The sequence below is a fragment of the Leptolyngbya sp. AS-A5 genome (genome assembly GCF_039962495.1).
Classification (GTDB): Bacteria; Cyanobacteriota; Cyanobacteriia; order Leptolyngbyales; family Leptolyngbyaceae; genus Leptolyngbya.
Genome location: NZ_JAMPLL010000002.1, coordinates 93,250 through 110,755, shown reverse-complemented (window position 1 = coordinate 110,755; position 17,506 = coordinate 93,250). Strand labels below are relative to the sequence as shown.

The 17,506-nt window shown below is 49.4% G+C and carries 16 protein-coding genes; 10 read left to right on the top strand and 6 right to left on the bottom strand.

Annotated features, from left to right (window positions below):
• Window position 1: 1 nt before the first annotated feature.
• Entirely contained in the window at window positions 2-985 is a 984-nt protein-coding gene (hpnA, locus tag NC980_RS03005) for a hopanoid-associated sugar epimerase (RefSeq protein WP_190379647.1), read from the bottom strand.
• Between the two features lie 133 nt (window positions 986-1,118).
• On the opposite strand from hpnA, the gene NC980_RS03000 reads away from it, so the two are divergent.
• Window positions 1,119-1,610, top strand: coding sequence for a hypothetical protein (locus NC980_RS03000; protein ID WP_190379646.1), 492 nt, complete (start codon window positions 1,119-1,121; stop codon window positions 1,608-1,610).
• Between the two features lie 20 nt (window positions 1,611-1,630).
• Here NC980_RS03000 and NC980_RS02995 read toward each other — a convergent pair whose 3' ends face one another.
• Window positions 1,631-4,093 (bottom strand): CHASE2 domain-containing protein, encoded by a 2,463-nt coding sequence (locus NC980_RS02995; protein ID WP_190379645.1) that lies wholly within the window; start codon window positions 4,091-4,093, stop codon window positions 1,631-1,633.
• Between the two features lie 560 nt (window positions 4,094-4,653).
• On the opposite strand from NC980_RS02995, the gene NC980_RS02990 reads away from it, so the two are divergent.
• A complete protein-coding gene (locus tag NC980_RS02990; RefSeq protein WP_190379644.1) occupies window positions 4,654-5,172 on the top strand; it encodes an NYN domain-containing protein in 519 nt (172 codons plus the stop codon).
• A 148-nt stretch (window positions 5,173-5,320) separates the two neighbouring features.
• Window positions 5,321-6,931 (top strand): 2-isopropylmalate synthase, encoded by a 1,611-nt coding sequence (locus NC980_RS02985; protein ID WP_190379643.1) that lies wholly within the window; start codon window positions 5,321-5,323, stop codon window positions 6,929-6,931.
• A 288-nt stretch (window positions 6,932-7,219) separates the two neighbouring features.
• On the opposite strand, the gene NC980_RS02980 is transcribed toward NC980_RS02985, so the two are convergent.
• Together NC980_RS02980 and scpB are read right to left on the bottom strand one after the other, a co-directional pair.
• Window positions 7,220-7,774, bottom strand: coding sequence for a hypothetical protein (locus NC980_RS02980; RefSeq protein WP_190379642.1), 555 nt, complete (start codon window positions 7,772-7,774; stop codon window positions 7,220-7,222).
• Between the two features lie 348 nt (window positions 7,775-8,122).
• A complete protein-coding gene (scpB, locus tag NC980_RS02975; RefSeq protein WP_190379641.1) occupies window positions 8,123-8,653 on the bottom strand; it encodes an SMC-Scp complex subunit ScpB in 531 nt (176 codons plus the stop codon).
• Window positions 8,654-8,750: 97 nt separating this feature from the next.
• Between scpB and NC980_RS02970 the strand changes: the two genes are divergently transcribed.
• The 5 genes from NC980_RS02970 to NC980_RS02950 all read left to right on the top strand — a co-directional run bounded on the left by NC980_RS02970 (window position 8,751) and on the right by NC980_RS02950 (window position 11,447).
• Window positions 8,751-8,927 (top strand): DUF3285 domain-containing protein, encoded by a 177-nt coding sequence (locus NC980_RS02970; RefSeq protein ID WP_190379640.1) that lies wholly within the window; start codon window positions 8,751-8,753, stop codon window positions 8,925-8,927.
• Window positions 8,927-9,421: an rRNA maturation RNase YbeY gene (gene ybeY / locus NC980_RS02965; RefSeq protein ID WP_190379639.1), complete on the top strand. Its 495-nt coding sequence runs from the start codon at window positions 8,927-8,929 to the stop codon at window positions 9,419-9,421. The genes NC980_RS02970 and ybeY overlap by 1 nt, the downstream gene beginning before the upstream one ends.
• Before the next feature lie 167 nt (window positions 9,422-9,588).
• Window positions 9,589-10,047 carry a diacylglycerol kinase family protein gene (locus NC980_RS02960; RefSeq protein ID WP_190379638.1) on the top strand — a complete coding sequence of 153 codons (459 nt, stop codon included), beginning with the start codon at window positions 9,589-9,591 and terminating at the stop codon, window positions 10,045-10,047.
• 33 nt (window positions 10,048-10,080) lie between these two features.
• Complete coding sequence (locus NC980_RS02955; protein WP_190379637.1) at window positions 10,081-10,677, top strand: aminodeoxychorismate/anthranilate synthase component II; 597 nt, start codon at window positions 10,081-10,083, stop codon at window positions 10,675-10,677.
• A gap of 23 nt (window positions 10,678-10,700) precedes the next feature.
• On the top strand, window positions 10,701-11,447 hold the full coding sequence (locus NC980_RS02950; RefSeq protein ID WP_190379636.1) for an MBL fold metallo-hydrolase: 747 nt from the start codon (window positions 10,701-10,703) through the stop codon (window positions 11,445-11,447).
• A 105-nt stretch (window positions 11,448-11,552) separates the two neighbouring features.
• Here the strand turns inward: NC980_RS02950 and NC980_RS02945 are convergent, their stop codons facing one another.
• Window positions 11,553-14,873, bottom strand: coding sequence for an efflux RND transporter permease subunit (locus NC980_RS02945; protein WP_190379635.1), 3,321 nt, complete (start codon window positions 14,871-14,873; stop codon window positions 11,553-11,555).
• Window positions 14,874-14,877: 4 nt separating this feature from the next.
• Window positions 14,878-16,179: an efflux RND transporter periplasmic adaptor subunit gene (locus tag NC980_RS02940; RefSeq protein WP_242027231.1), complete on the bottom strand. Its 1,302-nt coding sequence runs from the start codon at window positions 16,177-16,179 to the stop codon at window positions 14,878-14,880.
• Between the two features lie 214 nt (window positions 16,180-16,393).
• On the opposite strand from NC980_RS02940, the gene NC980_RS02935 reads away from it, so the two are divergent.
• Both NC980_RS02935 and NC980_RS02930 read left to right on the top strand, forming a co-directional pair.
• Window positions 16,394-16,711 (top strand): hypothetical protein, encoded by a 318-nt coding sequence (locus tag NC980_RS02935; RefSeq protein WP_190379634.1) that lies wholly within the window; start codon window positions 16,394-16,396, stop codon window positions 16,709-16,711.
• Between the two features lie 33 nt (window positions 16,712-16,744).
• A complete protein-coding gene (locus NC980_RS02930; RefSeq protein ID WP_242027230.1) occupies window positions 16,745-17,485 on the top strand; it encodes a hypothetical protein in 741 nt (246 codons plus the stop codon).
• Window positions 17,486-17,506 lie beyond the last annotated feature (21 nt).

Here is a 17,506-nt window from a genome sequence, read left to right as displayed (position 1 = left end):
CTCATGTATCCTGATGGATGTATTGAAACCAGTGTACGGCATCTTTTAAAGCGGCGCGAATTGGCGTTTGGGGCAGTCCCAATTCCCGGATGGCTTTTTCTGGGTTGTAATACATCGGTTGTTTGGACATTCTCACGCCGTCGATCGGGATGGATGGCGCTTTGCCAAATTTTGTCAACACCGCTTCATCAATCCACGCAACGGTCAGCGGCAACCATAGGGGCACTGATCGCGCTGGAGCGCTTAACCCTGTGATTTGACTGAGTTCCTCTAACATTTGCTTCAGGCTGAGATTCTGATTGCCTAAAATATAACGATCGCCTGTTTTGCCTTTTTGGAGTGCGAGCAAATGCCCCCAAGCGACATCGCGCACATGCACAAGGTTCAAGCCTGTTTCAACATAAGAAGGCATTCGACGCTGTAAAAACCGCAGCACAATATCCCCGGTTGGCGTAGGCTTGATGTCATACGCACCGATCGGCGTACTGGGATTAACAATCACCACATCTTGACCGGACTGTACCGCTTTGATCGCTTCTTGTTCTGCCCAGTATTTCGATTGTTTGTAGTGACCGATCAGCTTTTCCACCGGAGATTGATATTGTTCGGGCGTCGGCTGACCGCTGGGATCAACGCCGATCGCTGCCACTGAACTGGTGTAGACCGATCTCTCAATGCCTGCGGTTCTCGCTGCCGCTAACACATTCCGCGTTCCCAGCACATTGCTTTGGTAAAGAATTGCTCGATCGCGTTGCCACAAGGAGTAGTGCGCGGCAACATGAAACAGCACTTGACAACCTCGCATCAATTCGCTCAGATTCTCATCCAGGAGATCACCCTGCACGATCTCAACTTCTAAGCCTTTAAGATTGTCCAATCGGCTATTAAGGCGTACCAGCGATCGCACTTCAAACCCTTCTTCGAGCATCAGCCGAACGAGGTTTGCTCCGACAAAGCCTGTACTGCCTGTGACGAATGCTTTCATACGTTAAATAAAACCGTTGGTTGATTTGATACCAGAATCCTAAATCTATAATTCGGCTAAAGCTTGCTTGTGGAGTGAGAAAAATTGTTCGGTTTTGCTCTGCAACCGTCCTTTCAACATTGGAAGCTCTATCATGCACTCTCTACACTTTGGTTTTGATTGGGTTCGATCGACCGTTCTCGCTTCAACTTTAATTGCCGTCAGCAGTTTACCCAGTTTTGCAATTCCTCAGTCGTCTCTCACATCCTCGCAGGTTGGCAACTCTACTGCAACTCAGGTGATTGCTCCTTATCAAGCGCCGCCTCAATTGCTTGTGATTCAAAGACCGCCGCAATATACTTCGTCTTTTACTCAGGGAGCTGGCGTGACGATCGCTCAAACTGCCGGGAATGGCTTACCGCGATCGCTGGAAATTGGCTACGCTTTGACCGCACAATTGCCGCGAAGAATTGGGGGCGGTGGTACTGATTCCTTACCTCAGTTGGTGTTCGTTCCTCAGGGTGTTCAGAATGCGGGTGGCGAGATTCTTGCTCCGGTACGATCGTCGATCCAGACGTATCAGGTTCAGACGGATCAAGGGTTTCTGGAGCAGACGACTCAAAATGTGATTAACTTCTCGCTCTAGAAGGCTGAAGTCCGATCCTTCTACTTATGCTCTGGGGGTGGCTCTGTTGGCGGTAGTTCCTCTTCTCCAAAGGTCTGAGGCCAAGGGCGCGTTGTTGTGATATCGTCCTCAACCTCAATCTCTATGGCGGCAAAAAATTCCGGCGGCAGCGACAAGGTTGTTAGATTGGTTAATTGACTCAAATCTTCAAGCACCGCTTCTGCCGATTGATAGCGGTGCCGAAAATCACGATGGACTAACTTAGTGAGAATGGCAGCCAGCGAACCGCTGACGATCGCTCGATCACGCCAAATAATTTCACCGGTCTCTGGATCTTCTTTGAGGTGGCTCGGCGGTAATCCTGTCAGCGCTTGAATTCCAATCATTCCCACTGCATAGAGATCGCTATTAAAGCGTGGGTTTCCTGCACATTGTTCCGGAGGCATATAACCCTGCGTTCCAATGCCGATCGTCGCAGTGGCGATCGCGCTTTCGGTGAGTTGATGATGCAGTTCTTTCACCGCACCGAAATCAATTAAGACTAATTGCTGATCACTCGATCGCACAATCAGATTGCTTGGCTTGATGTCGCGGTGAATCACTTTGTGATCATGCACAAACTTGAGAATCTCGATTAGATCTTGCATCAGTTCGACGAGCCGTGCTTCCGGTAAATGTCGCCCGATCGGTAGATCCTCGCTCAAGAGTGTCCCCTCGATGAACTCTTGAATCAGATAAAACTCTCCGTCTTCTTCAAAATTTGCCAGCAGTTGAGGAATCTGATCATGCTTTCCTAAACGTTCTAGGCTGTCAGCTTCGGATTTGAACAAGCGACGGGCTAAGGGTAAATGCCTCGGATTGTTGCTTGTCGGTCGCAGATGTTTCACAACACAAGCCGGATTTCCGGGGCGCTGGGTATCCTCGGCTAGATAAGTTTGACCAAAACCGCCTGAACCGATGATTCGCGTAATTTTGTAGCGTCCACTCAGTTTTTTACCAATAATTTCCTGCTCGTGTTCTTGGAGCAAGTCTTTATACTCATCATGATCGCGAATAATCTCCTGCACCATCGGTGTTCTTGCAAACTGCTTTAGCGTCTTGCGAAATTGGCGCTTGCTGCGATAGTCATGCGCGAGTCCTGTTCCCAAGTACGAAACACCCGTCAATAGAATGGCTCCGACTGGAACCGCGATCGGCAGAATCATCAATCCTTGCGTAAACGCTGCATATCCCACCCCTGCCCAAAAGAACGCGATCGCACCTGCCCACCCCAATCTTGCTGTAGGGTGTTTGGCTTGGGTTTGAATCAATCCAGCAATCAGAACCAATCCGGCGATCGCCGCTCCTGCAATGACTGAATTCGGCAACGCATCGCGAATCGACTTATTTTCAAGCAGCGTGGCGATCGCGTTGGCGTGAATTTCAACGGCGGGCATCCTGCCCACAGGCGTATTTTCCTCACCACTAACATTAGAAGCCGTCGAACCGATTAAAACAATCTTGTCTTTAAAGATCTCGCCTCGTCTAAGAAAATCGCTGTTCCAATTCTCCTCAGACAACACAGTCCAAAACGGAATTGTTGTTCTACTAAAGGTTCCATCTCCCCCGTAAAAAAAGATCGTGTTGCCCTTTGGGGGCGCAGGTTGAAGCTTTGCCGATCGCAAGGTCGCGTCTGCAAATGAAATAATCCTTTCCTCATCAAACAAAGCTGCTATTTCAGGCGACGATCGCTCATACTCGACCGCTTCACTGCCCAACCGATGAATCTTCTCGTTTGGCTCTGTACGATATTCAATAAATCCGTAGGAAGCGTTCGGCGTTCGGAAGGGGCAAAAGGGTAACGCCAGCCGCATTTGCTCACCCTGACGGTTATCAAGCCGATCGCTGTTTACCGATAACGTAACCCGCCCATCGTAGCGCTGTAAAACTTGCTGTAAAGCGCGATCGTCCTCGGCAATTTGCTGCTTGGGATCGCTGCAATCGGTAGAAGTTTCAGTCTGACTAAAACTCGGTAAATCCAGCAGTAAATTGACACCGACTGTTTTCGCTCCTGCCTTCATCACGCGATCGATCGCCCGTGCATACGCACTCCGACGCAACAACCGACTCGATCCCGACAATTGCAGCAGCGTCTCATCGTCGATCGCCAAAATCACAATATTATCCGGAGTGGCCACCGCTCCCCGAACTTTAAACATCGCGCTTTGGGTCTGACGCTCCCAAGACTGGGCAAATTTCGGCTGAGTTGCGGTGATTAATCCCGCGACGATCGCACAGCCCAGCATTAGCCCATGCCCCCATTGCCCAAATTGAGGGTCGCGCTTGTTCCCAGCAGTTTCCGTCACGGCAATGGCGCGATCGCGTTTGTACTCGTCATACGCCTCGATCGGCATCGTCTCAGTGGTCGGATCCTCAGGTTGTTTAACAGTCGTTTGCCGAAATAGTCCAGAACGTAGTGTCAGCGATAAGGCTCGAAGAAGAGAAGGAGTTACTTTTTTTGACATGACTGAGAGATCCGGGCGTGTTTGATTAATCAAGCGCCTTCAGCACGATTCAGGACGATTTTGTCATTACGATCGTTTTATCGCAATCCTCTAATCCCGCAATCTTACAAGTCACGCAGGTCGGCTATAAAAAAGAGTCAGTACAACTATAAATTCTCTAAAAAATCCGCCTAATAGCTGAGGAACTGTTCTAACTGCTCTAATTAACTAATGTTAAGCACTATTTCTTACTACGATATAAAGCTGGTTCAAAATGTTAGGAAAACCCCTACAGTTTAACGATAATTGCGCTCGATCGCGTCGGTCAACACCTGCGCTCTGGTTCTATCTCACCTTAAAACAGAGCGGATTTGTGTGGGGGCATCACGATGGCAGAGCGGACTAAGAACAGCTAGCTTGTATTTCTAAACGGAAAAGAGTTAGTTCCTGCTAGCGGATCGATGGCAGGTGATGGAAGGGCTGAAAGAGATCCTGCGATTTTTCAGTCCGCTCTCAGTTTTCCGTTGTTAAAATTAATTATTCTCATTTTTGCTTCTACAAATTCTAGGTCTTTAGCTTCTATGCATTACTCGATGAACCGTCTTTCTATTTTTGTAGACGGAAACAATATGTTCTATGCACAGCAAAAGAATGGCTGGTTTTTTGATCCCAAGCGCGTATTAGAACACTTCACAGCAGAAAAAAACGTTGAATTGATCAACGCCTACTGGTATACCGGATTGAAAGATCCCCAAGACCAGCGCGGCTTTCGAGATGCTTTGATCAGTTTAGGCTACACGGTGCGAACTAAAATTCTCAAGGAATATTACGACGATTCTTCGGGGCGATATTCGCAAAAAGCGAATCTTGATATTGAAATTGTGGTCGATATGTTTAATACCGTGGAGCAGTACGATCGCGTGATCCTGTTTAGCGGCGACGGTGATTTTGAGCGAGCGATCGAGCAATTGCGCTCGAAAAACACGCATATTACAGTCGTCTCGACCGAGGGGATGATTGCGCGGGAATTACGGAATGTCACCGATCGCTATATCGATTTGAACGATATTCGTTCCTATATTGAAAAAGCCGATTATTAGTTAAGCTTCTCTGACTCGACAAGGCAGCGTACTACAATAAGGGTTACAATCACGACAGAAATTCTTTTGTCGCTGTGTTCCAACGGTTTGGAAAGCGCAATTGAATTGATTGTTTCTTGACGACACATACACTACACCTAGTCGAGCTATGAACGCATCTCATTCCGATCGCATTCTGATTTTCGATACCACTCTGCGCGATGGCGAACAATGCCCTGGCGCAACCCTGCATGTGGATGAAAAACTTACGATCGCGCGTCAGCTTGCTCGACTCGGTGTAGACATTATCGAAGCGGGGTTTGCTTTTGCCAGCCCTGGAGATTTTGAAGCGGTACAGAAAATCGCTCAAGCGGTTGGCACTCCAGGCGGCCCTACGATCTGTAGCTTAGCCCGTGCAATTCCCGCAGACATCAAAGCGGCGGCTGAAGCGCTCAAACCTGCGGCAAAACCGAGAATTCACACCTTTATCTCCACTTCTGATATTCACCTGGAATATCAACTGAAGAAATCCCGCGCGGAAGTATTGGCGATCGCTCAAGAAATGGTCGCCTATGCGAAATCCTTCGTCGATGATGTGGAATTTTCGCCGATGGATGCGGCTCGGTCTGATCCCGAATACCTGTATCAAGTGCTAGAAGCCGCGATCGCCGCTGGTGCTAAAACGATCAACATTCCCGATACGGTCGGCTACATGACACCGAGCGAATTTGGCGACATGATTCGCGGCATTAAACAAAACGTTCCCAACGTGGATCAAGCCATCATTTCCGTTCACGGTCACAATGATTTAGGATTAGCCGTCGCTTGCTTCCTCGAAGCTGTGAAAAACGGAGCGCGTCAACTCGAATGCACGATCAACGGCATTGGAGAACGGGCTGGAAATGCTTCACTTGAAGAACTGGTGATGGCGCTGCATGTGCGGCGATCGTACTTTAACCCTTACCTCGGTCGTCCGGCAGAATCCGAAGCGCCGCTCACCCACATCAACACCCAAGAGATCTACAAAACCTCGCGCATGGTGTCCAATCTGACAGGGATGTTGGTACAGCCGAATAAAGCGATCGTCGGTGCCAACGCTTTCGCCCACGAATCCGGCATTCACCAAGATGGAATGCTGAAGAATCGGCAAACCTACGAAATCATGGACGCGAAAACGATCGGTCTGACCGATACGCTTTTAGTTTTGGGTAAACACTCTGGTCGTAACGCTTTCCGCTCTCGTCTGAACGAACTCGGATTTGAGCTAACCGACCAGGAAATCAACAAAGCCTTTGTCCGGTTCAAAGAACTTGCCGATAAGAAAAAAGAAGTCACTGATCGCGATCTAGAGTCGATCGTCAACGACGAAGTTCAACAAGTCCCCGACCTCTTCCGCTTGGAACTGGTTCAAGTCTCTTGTGGGAACACCACTTGCCCGACTGCAACCGTTCGCTTGATCAATCCTGACGGTCAAGAGCTGACTGATGCCGCAACCGGAACAGGCCCAGTTGATGCCGTTTACAAAGCGATTAACCGCGTCGTCAACGTCCCAAACCAACTGATCGAATTCTCGGTGCAGTCGGTGACAGCCGGAATTGACGCGATCGGCGAAGTCACGATTCGGTTGAAGTATGGCGATCGGATTTTCTCTGGGCATTCTGCCAACACCGATATCATCGTCGCGTCGGCACAAGCATACGTGAATGCGCTTAATCGCCTGTATGCGTCGTTGCAGATCACAGAGAACAAGCAAGCTGTCGCATCTCAAACCGCAAATTAGTGCATTTAGGCTAGAGTTTGGCGGCGCAACCTTTCAGGTTGCGCCGCCTTTTTTAACGTCAGTTCGACAGACCGTATTCGCTTCGATTGGAGAGTTGGGTTGCCCCCTAAATCCCCCACCAGTGGGGGACTTTGAAGGTTAAGAAACCGCTTCAATTTGGAGAATTGCTGTTTTCTAAGTCCCCCAGAATGGGGGATTTAGGGGGCAAGAAGCCGATTAAAACGAAGCAAGAAATTTCGTCGAACTCACGTTTTCTTAATCGTTTGAAGTTGGATGTATTGCAATGACTTAGCCGCGAATTACGCGATAGCGAACCGCATACCTCCAGCTTGAATACCAACCGCCGCCTCCTTTGAAGCCCCAAATTTGTAGAGATTCGCCATTCGGGATAGCCCACACCGGAAACTCGCGCAAGTGTTGACTGAGTTCATCATCTTGGTCGAGCGACATGATCCCGCCGATCGCGCTGATAGCAAAGGGCAAGATTGCACCCGCCGCCACTGTGTAGGGATTGGGGATTGTTGCTAAACCGGAGGAAACTGCTTGACCAATCTTAGTAACGACTTCACCATGCTTCGACCAGTCTTTATTAGAATCCTCGTCAAAGGCGATTAGCGCAACTTTCAGGATTCGGTTTTCGGGTACATCCGCATCAAAGATTGTTCCACCGCCGATTCCGAATGCTTTAGTTTGTCTATCGTTGACCGAAATCGGGCGAGTGAGAACCCCAGCAGAATTACCTCCATCAGAAATAGCTCCGGTGAGATAAAACTCGTCTGCACCCGTTACATCTTCGGTGTCGTAGCAGGTTACGTCTTGTAAGACCACACGAATTCTAGGCATAGTGTCTTTCTCCTAATCAAGGGTGTAATGAATGTTGTGAGTGAATGCGATCGCTCAAAGGTCAAGCAGAATCAATGGTTGAAACCTTTGCAGTGGGACGATCGCCGATTCCGAAACGTGAGCGAGAAACCAAGCTAGAACAATCACTGTCTCTGCGTTGTGTTTGTTGCTCACAGAAAATACTTCATACCCGAAGTATTGCATTCCAGGAGAAAGTGTCTAAATTTACAGATCTAAATATTGAACTGGATACGAAAACGCCGTTGACGTTCAAAAATCGGGTTTGAAGCAGGAAACCGCGATCGCACTCTAGACCGCACTCACGCCAAGCGCTTTGAAGCTTAACGACTAAGACTCCGCTAAAACAGGCTCTTCTGGCAGTTCTTCCGGTTTTGGCTTCTTCTGAATCAACTGCCCAATATTTTGATTGATTTGAAAATACTGATGAAACTTATCCGTCACCTGCACCAGCGACGATCGCCCGTCTGAATTCTTTCGCTTCCGGACAAATCCCATTTCAACAAGTTCTGGAATATGCTGATACACGCCAGAGCCACGAATCTCCACCAGTTCCGTTTGGCTAAGCGGCCCTTTCAGCGCCACAACTGCCAAGGTTCTCAGCGCTCCCACTCCCAGATCCGCGGGGATCAGCGCATTGATCAAATTCTGATAAGTCTCTCTTAGCTGCAAACTGTAACCCGACTCGGTTTCAGCAATTTCTAACGCACCGTCACGATGGGCATACTCCGACATCAGTTCCATCAGCGCTTCTTCGGTGGTTCGACGATCGCACCCCGCCAACTCGCACAACTGCGCGATCGTCAACGGTTGCGCTTTGAGATAGAGAATTGCTTCTAGAGTAGTCGTCAAACGAGACATGGGCAAAAAGAGCGCACAAGAATGACTAATAGAGTACCAAACTTCAGTCGAGGCGCTTCACTTGTTAAAGTGGAATTACCCTAAATTTCGTCAAATTATGAGCGATTCACCCCAAACTCCCACCACAGAAGCGCCCCAAGAACCAAAGCCAAGCTACGTGAAATTGGCAATGCGAAACATGGTGCGCAAGCGCGGCAAATCGATCTTTCACTTTGCGCTGACCACGATCGGGCTACTCGGTACGCTAGTTGTTCTTTCGTACTTAACGCGGTAATGCAAATCGAAGTTAGCGTTCAAGATTGCTTTAATCAGGAACTCCCCATTCAGGCAGAAACCTGGGAAATTTGGTTCCGCAAGTGGCTGGAATTGCTCAAACCGACGCAAGAGGGACAACCTTTGCATCCACAGGAGCAGTATGAATTGAGCTTGCGATTGACCGACGATCGCGAAATTCAGTCGCTCAATCAGAATTATCGCTCCAAAGATCAGCCAACGGATGTATTGGCGTTCGCGTCATTGGAGGTAGACTATCCGCAGTTCGATGAGTTAGACGCAGAACCGCTCTATTTAGGAGATATTGTCATTTCGGTAGAAACTGCCGATCGACAAGCCTCGCCTCACACCTTAGAGACGGAACTCGCTTGGCTTGCTGCTCACGGACTGCTTCACCTGTTGGGCTGGGATCATCCCGACGAGTCAAGTTTGCTGCGAATGTTAGATCAGCAACAGATTCTACTGAATGCAGTGGGATTAGAAGCAAAGCGTTGACTGTTATCGAGAAACTCTTTACGTTTGTCGTTTGAACGTTTATTTTTCAAAGTTACGCTTTACGTTTGCTAACAGAGTTGTAATACTGTGTTGTGTAATCTGATGTGATCGTCGCGCCATCAGGGTACTGATATCGTATCTCTACTGGTGGTTCACCTGGTTTGCGTATGTCCCAAGAACTTCCCACTCAGTCTCCCAAGCGTTCAAAAGTTGTCCCGCTCGTCAAGCCAGAACGGGATCTTGCTTGGCAGGTGGCTCCAACTCTGCTGACCAGTTTTCGCTATGCCTGGATGGGCATTAGCTATGCGCTCAGAACGCAGCGAAATTTTAGAATTCACGTTTGTCTTGGGTCGATCGCGATCGGGTTAGGACTTCTACTCAAAGCAACGGTCGTCGAACTTGCGGTGATCGGCTTGACGATCGGACTCGTCTTGGCGATGGAATTGCTCAATACGGCGATCGAATCGGTGGTCGATCTTACAGTGAAGCAGACCTATCACGAATTAGCGAAAGTCGCGAAGGATTGCGCGGCGGCAGCGGTTCTTGTGGCAGCGATCGCAGCCGTTCTCGTCGCGGGCTGCATTCTGTTTCCCAAACTTTGGCTGGTGCTACAAGTGATTCTCTGAGAAACTGAGAAAGCGCACCTCAAGGCATTTCTCATGATTTTAGTGATCGATAACTATGACAGCTTTACTTACAATCTGGTGCAATATTTGGGCGAATTGGGTGCAGAATTCACGATCGCCTCAGATATTCAGGTGTACCGCAACGATCAAATTACGCTTGACCAGGTTCGAGAATTAAAACCGGATGCGATCGTCATTTCCCCTGGCCCTGGACGACCCGAAGATGCCGGAATTTCGATGGAGTTGATTCGGCAGTTAGGCACAACCACCCCAATTTTAGGCGTATGTCTCGGACATCAAAGCATCGGGCAGGTTTTTGGCGGTGATATTGTTTCGGCTCCAGAATTGATGCACGGAAAAATCTCAGCCGTAAAGCATACAAATGTGGGCGTATTTGAGGGACTCGACAATCCGATGACCGCGACTCGGTATCATAGTCTGGTGATCGATCGAGCAAGTTGCCCAGCAGTGCTAGAGATTACCGCCTGGGTCGAGGATCAAACGATCATGGGCGTTCGGCATCGTGAGTATCCGCACATTCAGGGCGTACAGTTCCACCCCGAAAGCGTTCTCACGACTTCTGGAAAACAACTGCTGCGGAACTTTTTGCGATCGATTGGCGATCAATAATGCAAATTCTGGTGTGAGGAAGTATGAAACGCAGGCAGTTTATTCAATTTGCGGGCGCGGGATTGGCAGCAAGTTTGACCGCCACGCCCCTACGGGCGCAGTCTGGCGGACTGTCAGTGCGCTATCTCGGTCATATGTGCTTTCTGTTCACCGGAAGCGGACAACGAATTTTAGTCAATCCATTTCGCGCGCAGGGCTGTACAGCCGGGTATCGTCTGCCGAACGTGGCTACAGATTTGGTGATGATTAGCAGCCAGATTTTAGACGAAGGCGCGATCGATGTTGTCCCTGGTAATCCGAAGCTGTTGTTTGAAGCAGGCGCGTATAACGTCGGTGGGTTGAAGATTCAGGGGGTGGCGACGGAGCACGATCGCGTCGGCGGCAGACGCTTCGGACGCAATATTGCATGGCGCTGGTCGCAGAGCGGCTTAAATTTGGTGCATTTAGGCGGAACTGCCGCACCGATCACATTAGAGCAGAAGATTTTGATCGGTTCGCCAGATGTACTATTTATCCCAGTTGGCGGCGGTGCGAAGGCTTACGATCCGCAAGAGGCAAAGCAAGCCATTCAAATGCTCAATCCCAAAATAATTGTGCCGATGTATTATCGAACGGCGGCGGCGAAGGGTGAGTGTGATATCGGCGGGCTGGATGCGTTCTTGAGCGCAATGGGCGGAACTCCTGTGCGAAGAGGTGGAAATTCACTGTCGTTGAGTAGAGCGAATCTGCCGAAGCAAGGCTCAGCGCTTCAAGTGATGACGTACAGCTAGAGGGGTGCTTTTGTCCGATTGGTTTTGCCCCTAGTTCCGGCGATCGTCCTGAATGACAAGCCGTAGAATAAGGACACATAATCGATCGGACATCTTAACGGTGAGCTAAGACACGCCATCCTGAGAGACTTTGGAAATAGACGAAACAGGCTCTTCAACTCTGGGCAACGATCGCTGCCGTCGAGATTTGAAGTGGAATCCGCCATCTGTCCATCGATGCAGCAGCACATAGAAGCACGGAATGATGAACAGTGTGAGCAATGTCGATAAAGATAGTCCAGAGAACACCACAACACCCAAAGGCTGAAGAAATTCGCTACCTTCTCCCAATCCCAGCGCCAACGGGAAGATCCCTAAAACAGTGGTGACAGTCGTCATTAGAATTGGGCGTAACCGTTCGGGTGCGGCTCTAAGAATGGCCGATCGGCGATCGAGTCCTTCATCTTTGTAAATTTCATTCGCAGTTTCTACCATGATGATCGCATTGTTCACCACAATGCCCACGAGTAGGACTGCACCGACAATCACCGTTGCACCGATCGCAGTATTGGTTACGAATAGCCCAATAATACCACCGGATAATGCAAGCGGGATCGTGAACATAATCACCAGTGGATCAATCAGTGAGTTGTATTGCACTGCCATTACCACAAACACGAGAAACGCCGCTAAACCACCCAACACCGGTAAAGCACTTTGAAGCTGTTGATTGCTTGCAGCCGCACTACTGGGTAAGCGAGAAATTCCGTCCGGAAGTTGAACCCCTTGAAGAATGCGATCGACTTCCGCCAAAGCATCTCCCAAATTTGCACCCTCATTCAAGGTGCCAGCAATTTGGAACACTTGCCGTTGATTGATGCGCTGGATTTGCCCCGGTGCGCGTCCGGTGCGAATAGTTGCCACATCACCGAGGCGAACTAATTGATTGTCGTCAGTAAACAATGGAATCTGCTCAACTTGTGACGCATTTTGAATCGCTGCTTCATTCAGTTCGACCCGAACATCCACCAGGCGATTCCCGCGCTGAATCTGAGTTGGGATGGAACCTTCGATCGCAGTCTGAATGGTTTCTCCGACTGCTAGTGTGTTGAGTCCGAGTTCTGCGGAACGTTCGCGATCGCGCTCAATCTGAATTTCTGGCTGACGCTGATCCGCATCTGGGCGATATCGGGCGAGTGTTGACTGAGATAATGCCCCTAAAACTTGCCGTCCTGCTGCTTCTAATTGATCAAGATTCTGTCCCTGCAAAATCACATCAATTTCTGCACCTCGAACCGGGGAGTTGTTCAAAATCAAGCCCCGCACCTGTCCTGGACTGACACGGAGAAGAATGTCTACTAAATTGAGCCTGCGAAATTCACTATTGATCTTTTCAACAAACTTCTCTACATCTGTACCGGACTTTAGGGTGATGTTGCTCGAAGCACGGAGAGGGTTCTCAGACGTATTGTTGCCAAACAAAAAGCCACCCACCGTCGTAAACACATATTCAGTTTCCGGTTGAGCTTGCAGAATTTTATCAACTTCCTGCATAACTTTTTGGCTGGTTGCGATCGGCGTTCCCGGTGGAAATTGAGCGAATAAATTTGCTTGTCCGGTACTAATTCGCGGCAAGATTTCTTGTGGGATTCGTCCCGCCATCCACAAACCGCTACCGCCGAGAAGCAGAAATGCCAGCACGATCACCAAGAGCGGTTTGCGGGTCGCTTTAGCAAGCAACCCTGCATAGCGTCGGGTTCCACCTGTTAAACGTTGATCAAACTGACGAAACACCCAAAAGCGATTCACCCGACTCGACCAGCGAATCGCTAACAATCGCGATGCTAACATCGGCACGACAGTCACTGCGACCAGCAGCGAAGCCGCAACCGCAAAGCAAATCGTTAAGATCAACTCGTTAAACAATAGGGAAATAAAGCCGCCAACTAAGATAAACGGCAAGACTGAAACTAAGTTTGCACCGGTTGCCGCAACGAGCGAGGACTCGACCTCACGACTACTCTCTTCAACTAAATCGATCGCTGCTCCAGTTCCTTGCGTCGCTAACCCTGCTGTGCCTCCCTGCCCTTCAGCCTTTTTATCGATATTTTCCAGAATGACAACCGAAGTATCCACAGCTTGACCGATACTAATCGCTAACCCTGCCATGCTAAAGATATTCAGCGAGAAACCGCTTAGTCTCATTACCGCGATCGCAATTAATGTACAGAGTGGAATCGTTAGCGAAATGATAAAAGTTTGCCTGAGTGATCCTAAAAATAATAGAACCGAAAACGCGGCGAGTGCTGCTCCTGATAACGCTGCTTCGGTGACGCTGTTGAGCGATGCTTGAATAAAGGTCGATTCGTCTAAGGTTGAAAGAAGCTGCATCTCTTGCGGAATCACACCCGATCGACGTAATTCCTCAATCCGCCGCTTCACGCCCTCAACAACTTGAATGGTGTTCGCATCCGGTTGTTTCTGAATACTCACTTTTACCGCAGGCTGACCATTCAAATTTACAAAAACGCGCTGTTTCTGAGTGCCGTCGTTAACCTCGGCAAAATCGCGCAGATTGACACGATTAGAGAGTGATGGCGTTGTCGGCTGCGTTGGAGATGATGTTGTATTTTGTGTTTCAGATTGTGTTGTCGATGATGTTGTTGATTGATTTGCAGCCTGAAAGGACAAATCCTGAATTTCCGCTGCGGTTTTGAATCGCCCGATCGTTCGCGTCAGCGGTTCAGAATTTCTGCCTAAAATTCGACCCCCGGAAACATCCTGGTTCGTTTCTTCTAGCTCTTGTAAAACGCTATTCAAACCTACGCCAAGTGCCTGCAATCGATCGAGATCCACGATTACCCGAACTTCTTCCTCTACGCCTCCAGAGACATCAACTGCGGCAACTCCTTCAACGACTCCTAATTCCCGCGCCAATTCTTCATCGGCAAACACGCGCAAATCAACCGGCTTAGAAGAAGGAGCAGTCACCGCAAACTCGTAAACCGGAAGCTGAGATGGATCAACTTTGAAGAGCGTGGGTTCCTCGATCGTATCCGGCAAGTTCCCCCGCGCTCGGTTAAACGCTGCCGTCGCATCATTCAGCCCCTGGTCAATATTTCCCCCCGGTTGAAAGAACAGATCTACGCTGACTTGTCCTTCGCGAGTTTGTGAATAAACCTGAATGACACCTTCTGTTGCAGACAGCGCTTCTTCAAGCGGACGAGCCACCTCATCGACTGCCACATCCGGCGAAATTCCGGGCGATTGTACCCGCACCCCAATTCGAGGATAGGTAATCGAAGGCAGCAGATCGACTTGTAGACTCGATAGAAAATAAACGCCAAGTACGACCGCAGTGAGCGTCAGCATCAAGGTCGCAATGTGTCGCCGAATCGCGATCGAGCTAATACTAAAGCCACGCGACGGAGGATTCTGCACTGTCATGTTTCTATCCTTGCGATAAAATGCTCAACCGAACTGGCGCACCCGCCTCTAACTTGCCACTGCTGCGAACCACAAACGATTCACCCGCATTCAAGCCTGATAAAACCTCGACTTGCCCGTTTACCCGTTTGCCAAGCTGCACTTGTCGGGGGCTGACTGTGGCTTGCTCCCCCGATCGAGTCACCACATAGATCGTGGCGGACTTGGGTGGCTCTTGATTTTGATCAGATGATTGCTGCGGTCTTTGTCCGATTTGCGTGGCTGTCTCTGGAACCACTACTTGCCGAGCGTTTCCGGTTTGGAAACTGACTCGCGCTAACAATCCACTGCCAATTCTGCCATTGGGATTTGGAATGGTAACTTCAACTGGAATCAATCGCGCTCGTGTTTCTGCGGCAGGTGAAATTCGCGTGACTTCTCCGGTGATCGTCTGATTCGGTAGCGCGTCTAACCGAACTTGCGCTCTCTGCCCCACTCGAATATTCGCAAACTCTCGCTCTGAAACCTGCACCTCTACTTTCACTTGATTAAAATCACCCAGTCGTAGCACTTCAGTTCCCGGTTGAGCTAAGTTTCCGGGTTCCGTTGGACGCGCTAGCACTGCGCCATTCACCGGAGAGGTGAGAACGCTGTAAGACTGACGTTCACGCTCTTGACTGACGATCGCTTGCTGTGCCGTAATTCGCCTAGCCGAAGCGGTAACGGCTTGCTGCCGATTTCCGACTTGTTTTTCCGCCGATCGTAATGCCTGTTCTGCGGTTCCGACACGGGTTCTAGCCGTTTCCGTTTGTTGCTCTGAAATTGCACCCTGACGAAACAATTGCGCTTGTCTCTGATAATCCGAGCTCGCTTGCTGCAATTCTAATCGTGCTCGTTCGACCTGAGTTCGAGCTTCTTCAACTTCTGCTTGTAAGCTCGCAACTTCCGATTCTCGCGCTGCAACTTCGGCTTCGGCTTGAGCAACAGATGAGTTGGCGATCGTGCCGTCTAACTGAGCCACAACCTGACCTGCCCGCACCGAATCCCCCACATTCACCGTAATATCTGTAATTCTGCCTTCGGCTTGCGATCGTAGCGAAACCTCACGAAAGGGGCGAGTCGTTCCCGTATAGCTGCGGTCTTCTGTTAAAGCACTCAGTTCCGCCACCGCAGCATCCACTGCAACCGCTCCTCCTTGCTGATTCTGGCGATTGGGCTGTTGCTGAGCGTCGCTAGATGGAATCAGATTACAGCCACTTAGAAACAGCACACCAGCGAGTCCGAGATGGCTGAGCGTCAATCGGGCAGAAGTCGGAAGTCGCATCATTACAGATCAACGCAGGGCAGGTAACCGTTTCACTGTATAAAGATTTGTGTGCGAAATGTATCAATCCAAAGACTGAGTTAGATGAAATTGCTAGGAATTCAGGCGATCGCCTATCTCCCTCATAAGGAAGACGAATTCTAAGGACAGATTGCAAGAATCGAGACAGGTGTGAGGCAATTGTGAAAATTTTTTACAAAACCTAGGATGATCAATTATGGCAGACTCGATTAAAACGATTGATGTCGATACCACGATTTCGGCACTTCAGGGCGGACTGACCTCGATTCCGATCGAGCAAGCGATTGCAGCGATCGAAAGTTGGCAACAGCAGCTTCAAGGCACTGATCTATCAGAAGATCTCGGCGCTCTCAAAGCAGCCTTGGCAGATGGCGATGTTGCTGCAATTTCAGAGATTCTGATGGATTTGGGTGAAGATACTTCGGAAGCCGCAGCCGATGCGACTGGAGACATCGCAGTTAAAGTCGAGCAGTTGGGCGAATTATTGATGCAAGCGGGCGAATCCTTAGCATAAAAGCGCCTGCGGGTCAGGCATCTCGCTCGGAGCTTGAGTAATTTTGAGAACGAGCAAGATGCCTATCCCACCGTCATTCGAGGTAACTTAGAAGCTCACAAGCAAATGGATAAGGAGCAGGGAATGCTACGAAAACTAGGCTTATGGATGATATGGTTTGGATTTATTATCTACGTGCTGTGGTTTGCTCCACCTCTGCGCTCTAACTTGCTACAGCCCATTCAAACGTTGTTATCAGGACAGATTCCGCTACTCAATCCGGTGGTCGTGTCGATATTCAGCATGGTTGGAATCTGGCTACTCATCTATAGCTGTCTAATCTTTGCTGATGGTAGAACGCAGCGAATTCCAGCTTGGGCGTTTGTGCTAGGGTCGATCGCATCAGGTGTGCTTGCGTTGATTCCTTATCTTGCACTGCGCGAACCGAATGAACAGTTCTTGGGCGAAAAAGATCCTCTACTCTCGGTGTTGGATGCTCGATCGACAGGTATCGTTCTGACCATCAGTACCCTGGTATTGCTATTGTTCGCGATTCTATTTGGTGACTGGGGCGCTTTTATTCAATCATTTCTAACTGATAAATTTATTCACGGCATGACGCTGGCAGTTTTACTATTTACGCTATTGTTTCCCTATCCAACCTTGCTGAGTGATGATATGGCGCGACGGGGATTAATGCAGCAATCTCAGTTCTTTTGGGTCGTTGCGCTTGTTCCGCTATTTGGTCCCCTTGCATATCTGTGCCTACGCCCAAACATTCCTGCTTTGAAGTAGCTTTCACTCGCATGATAGATT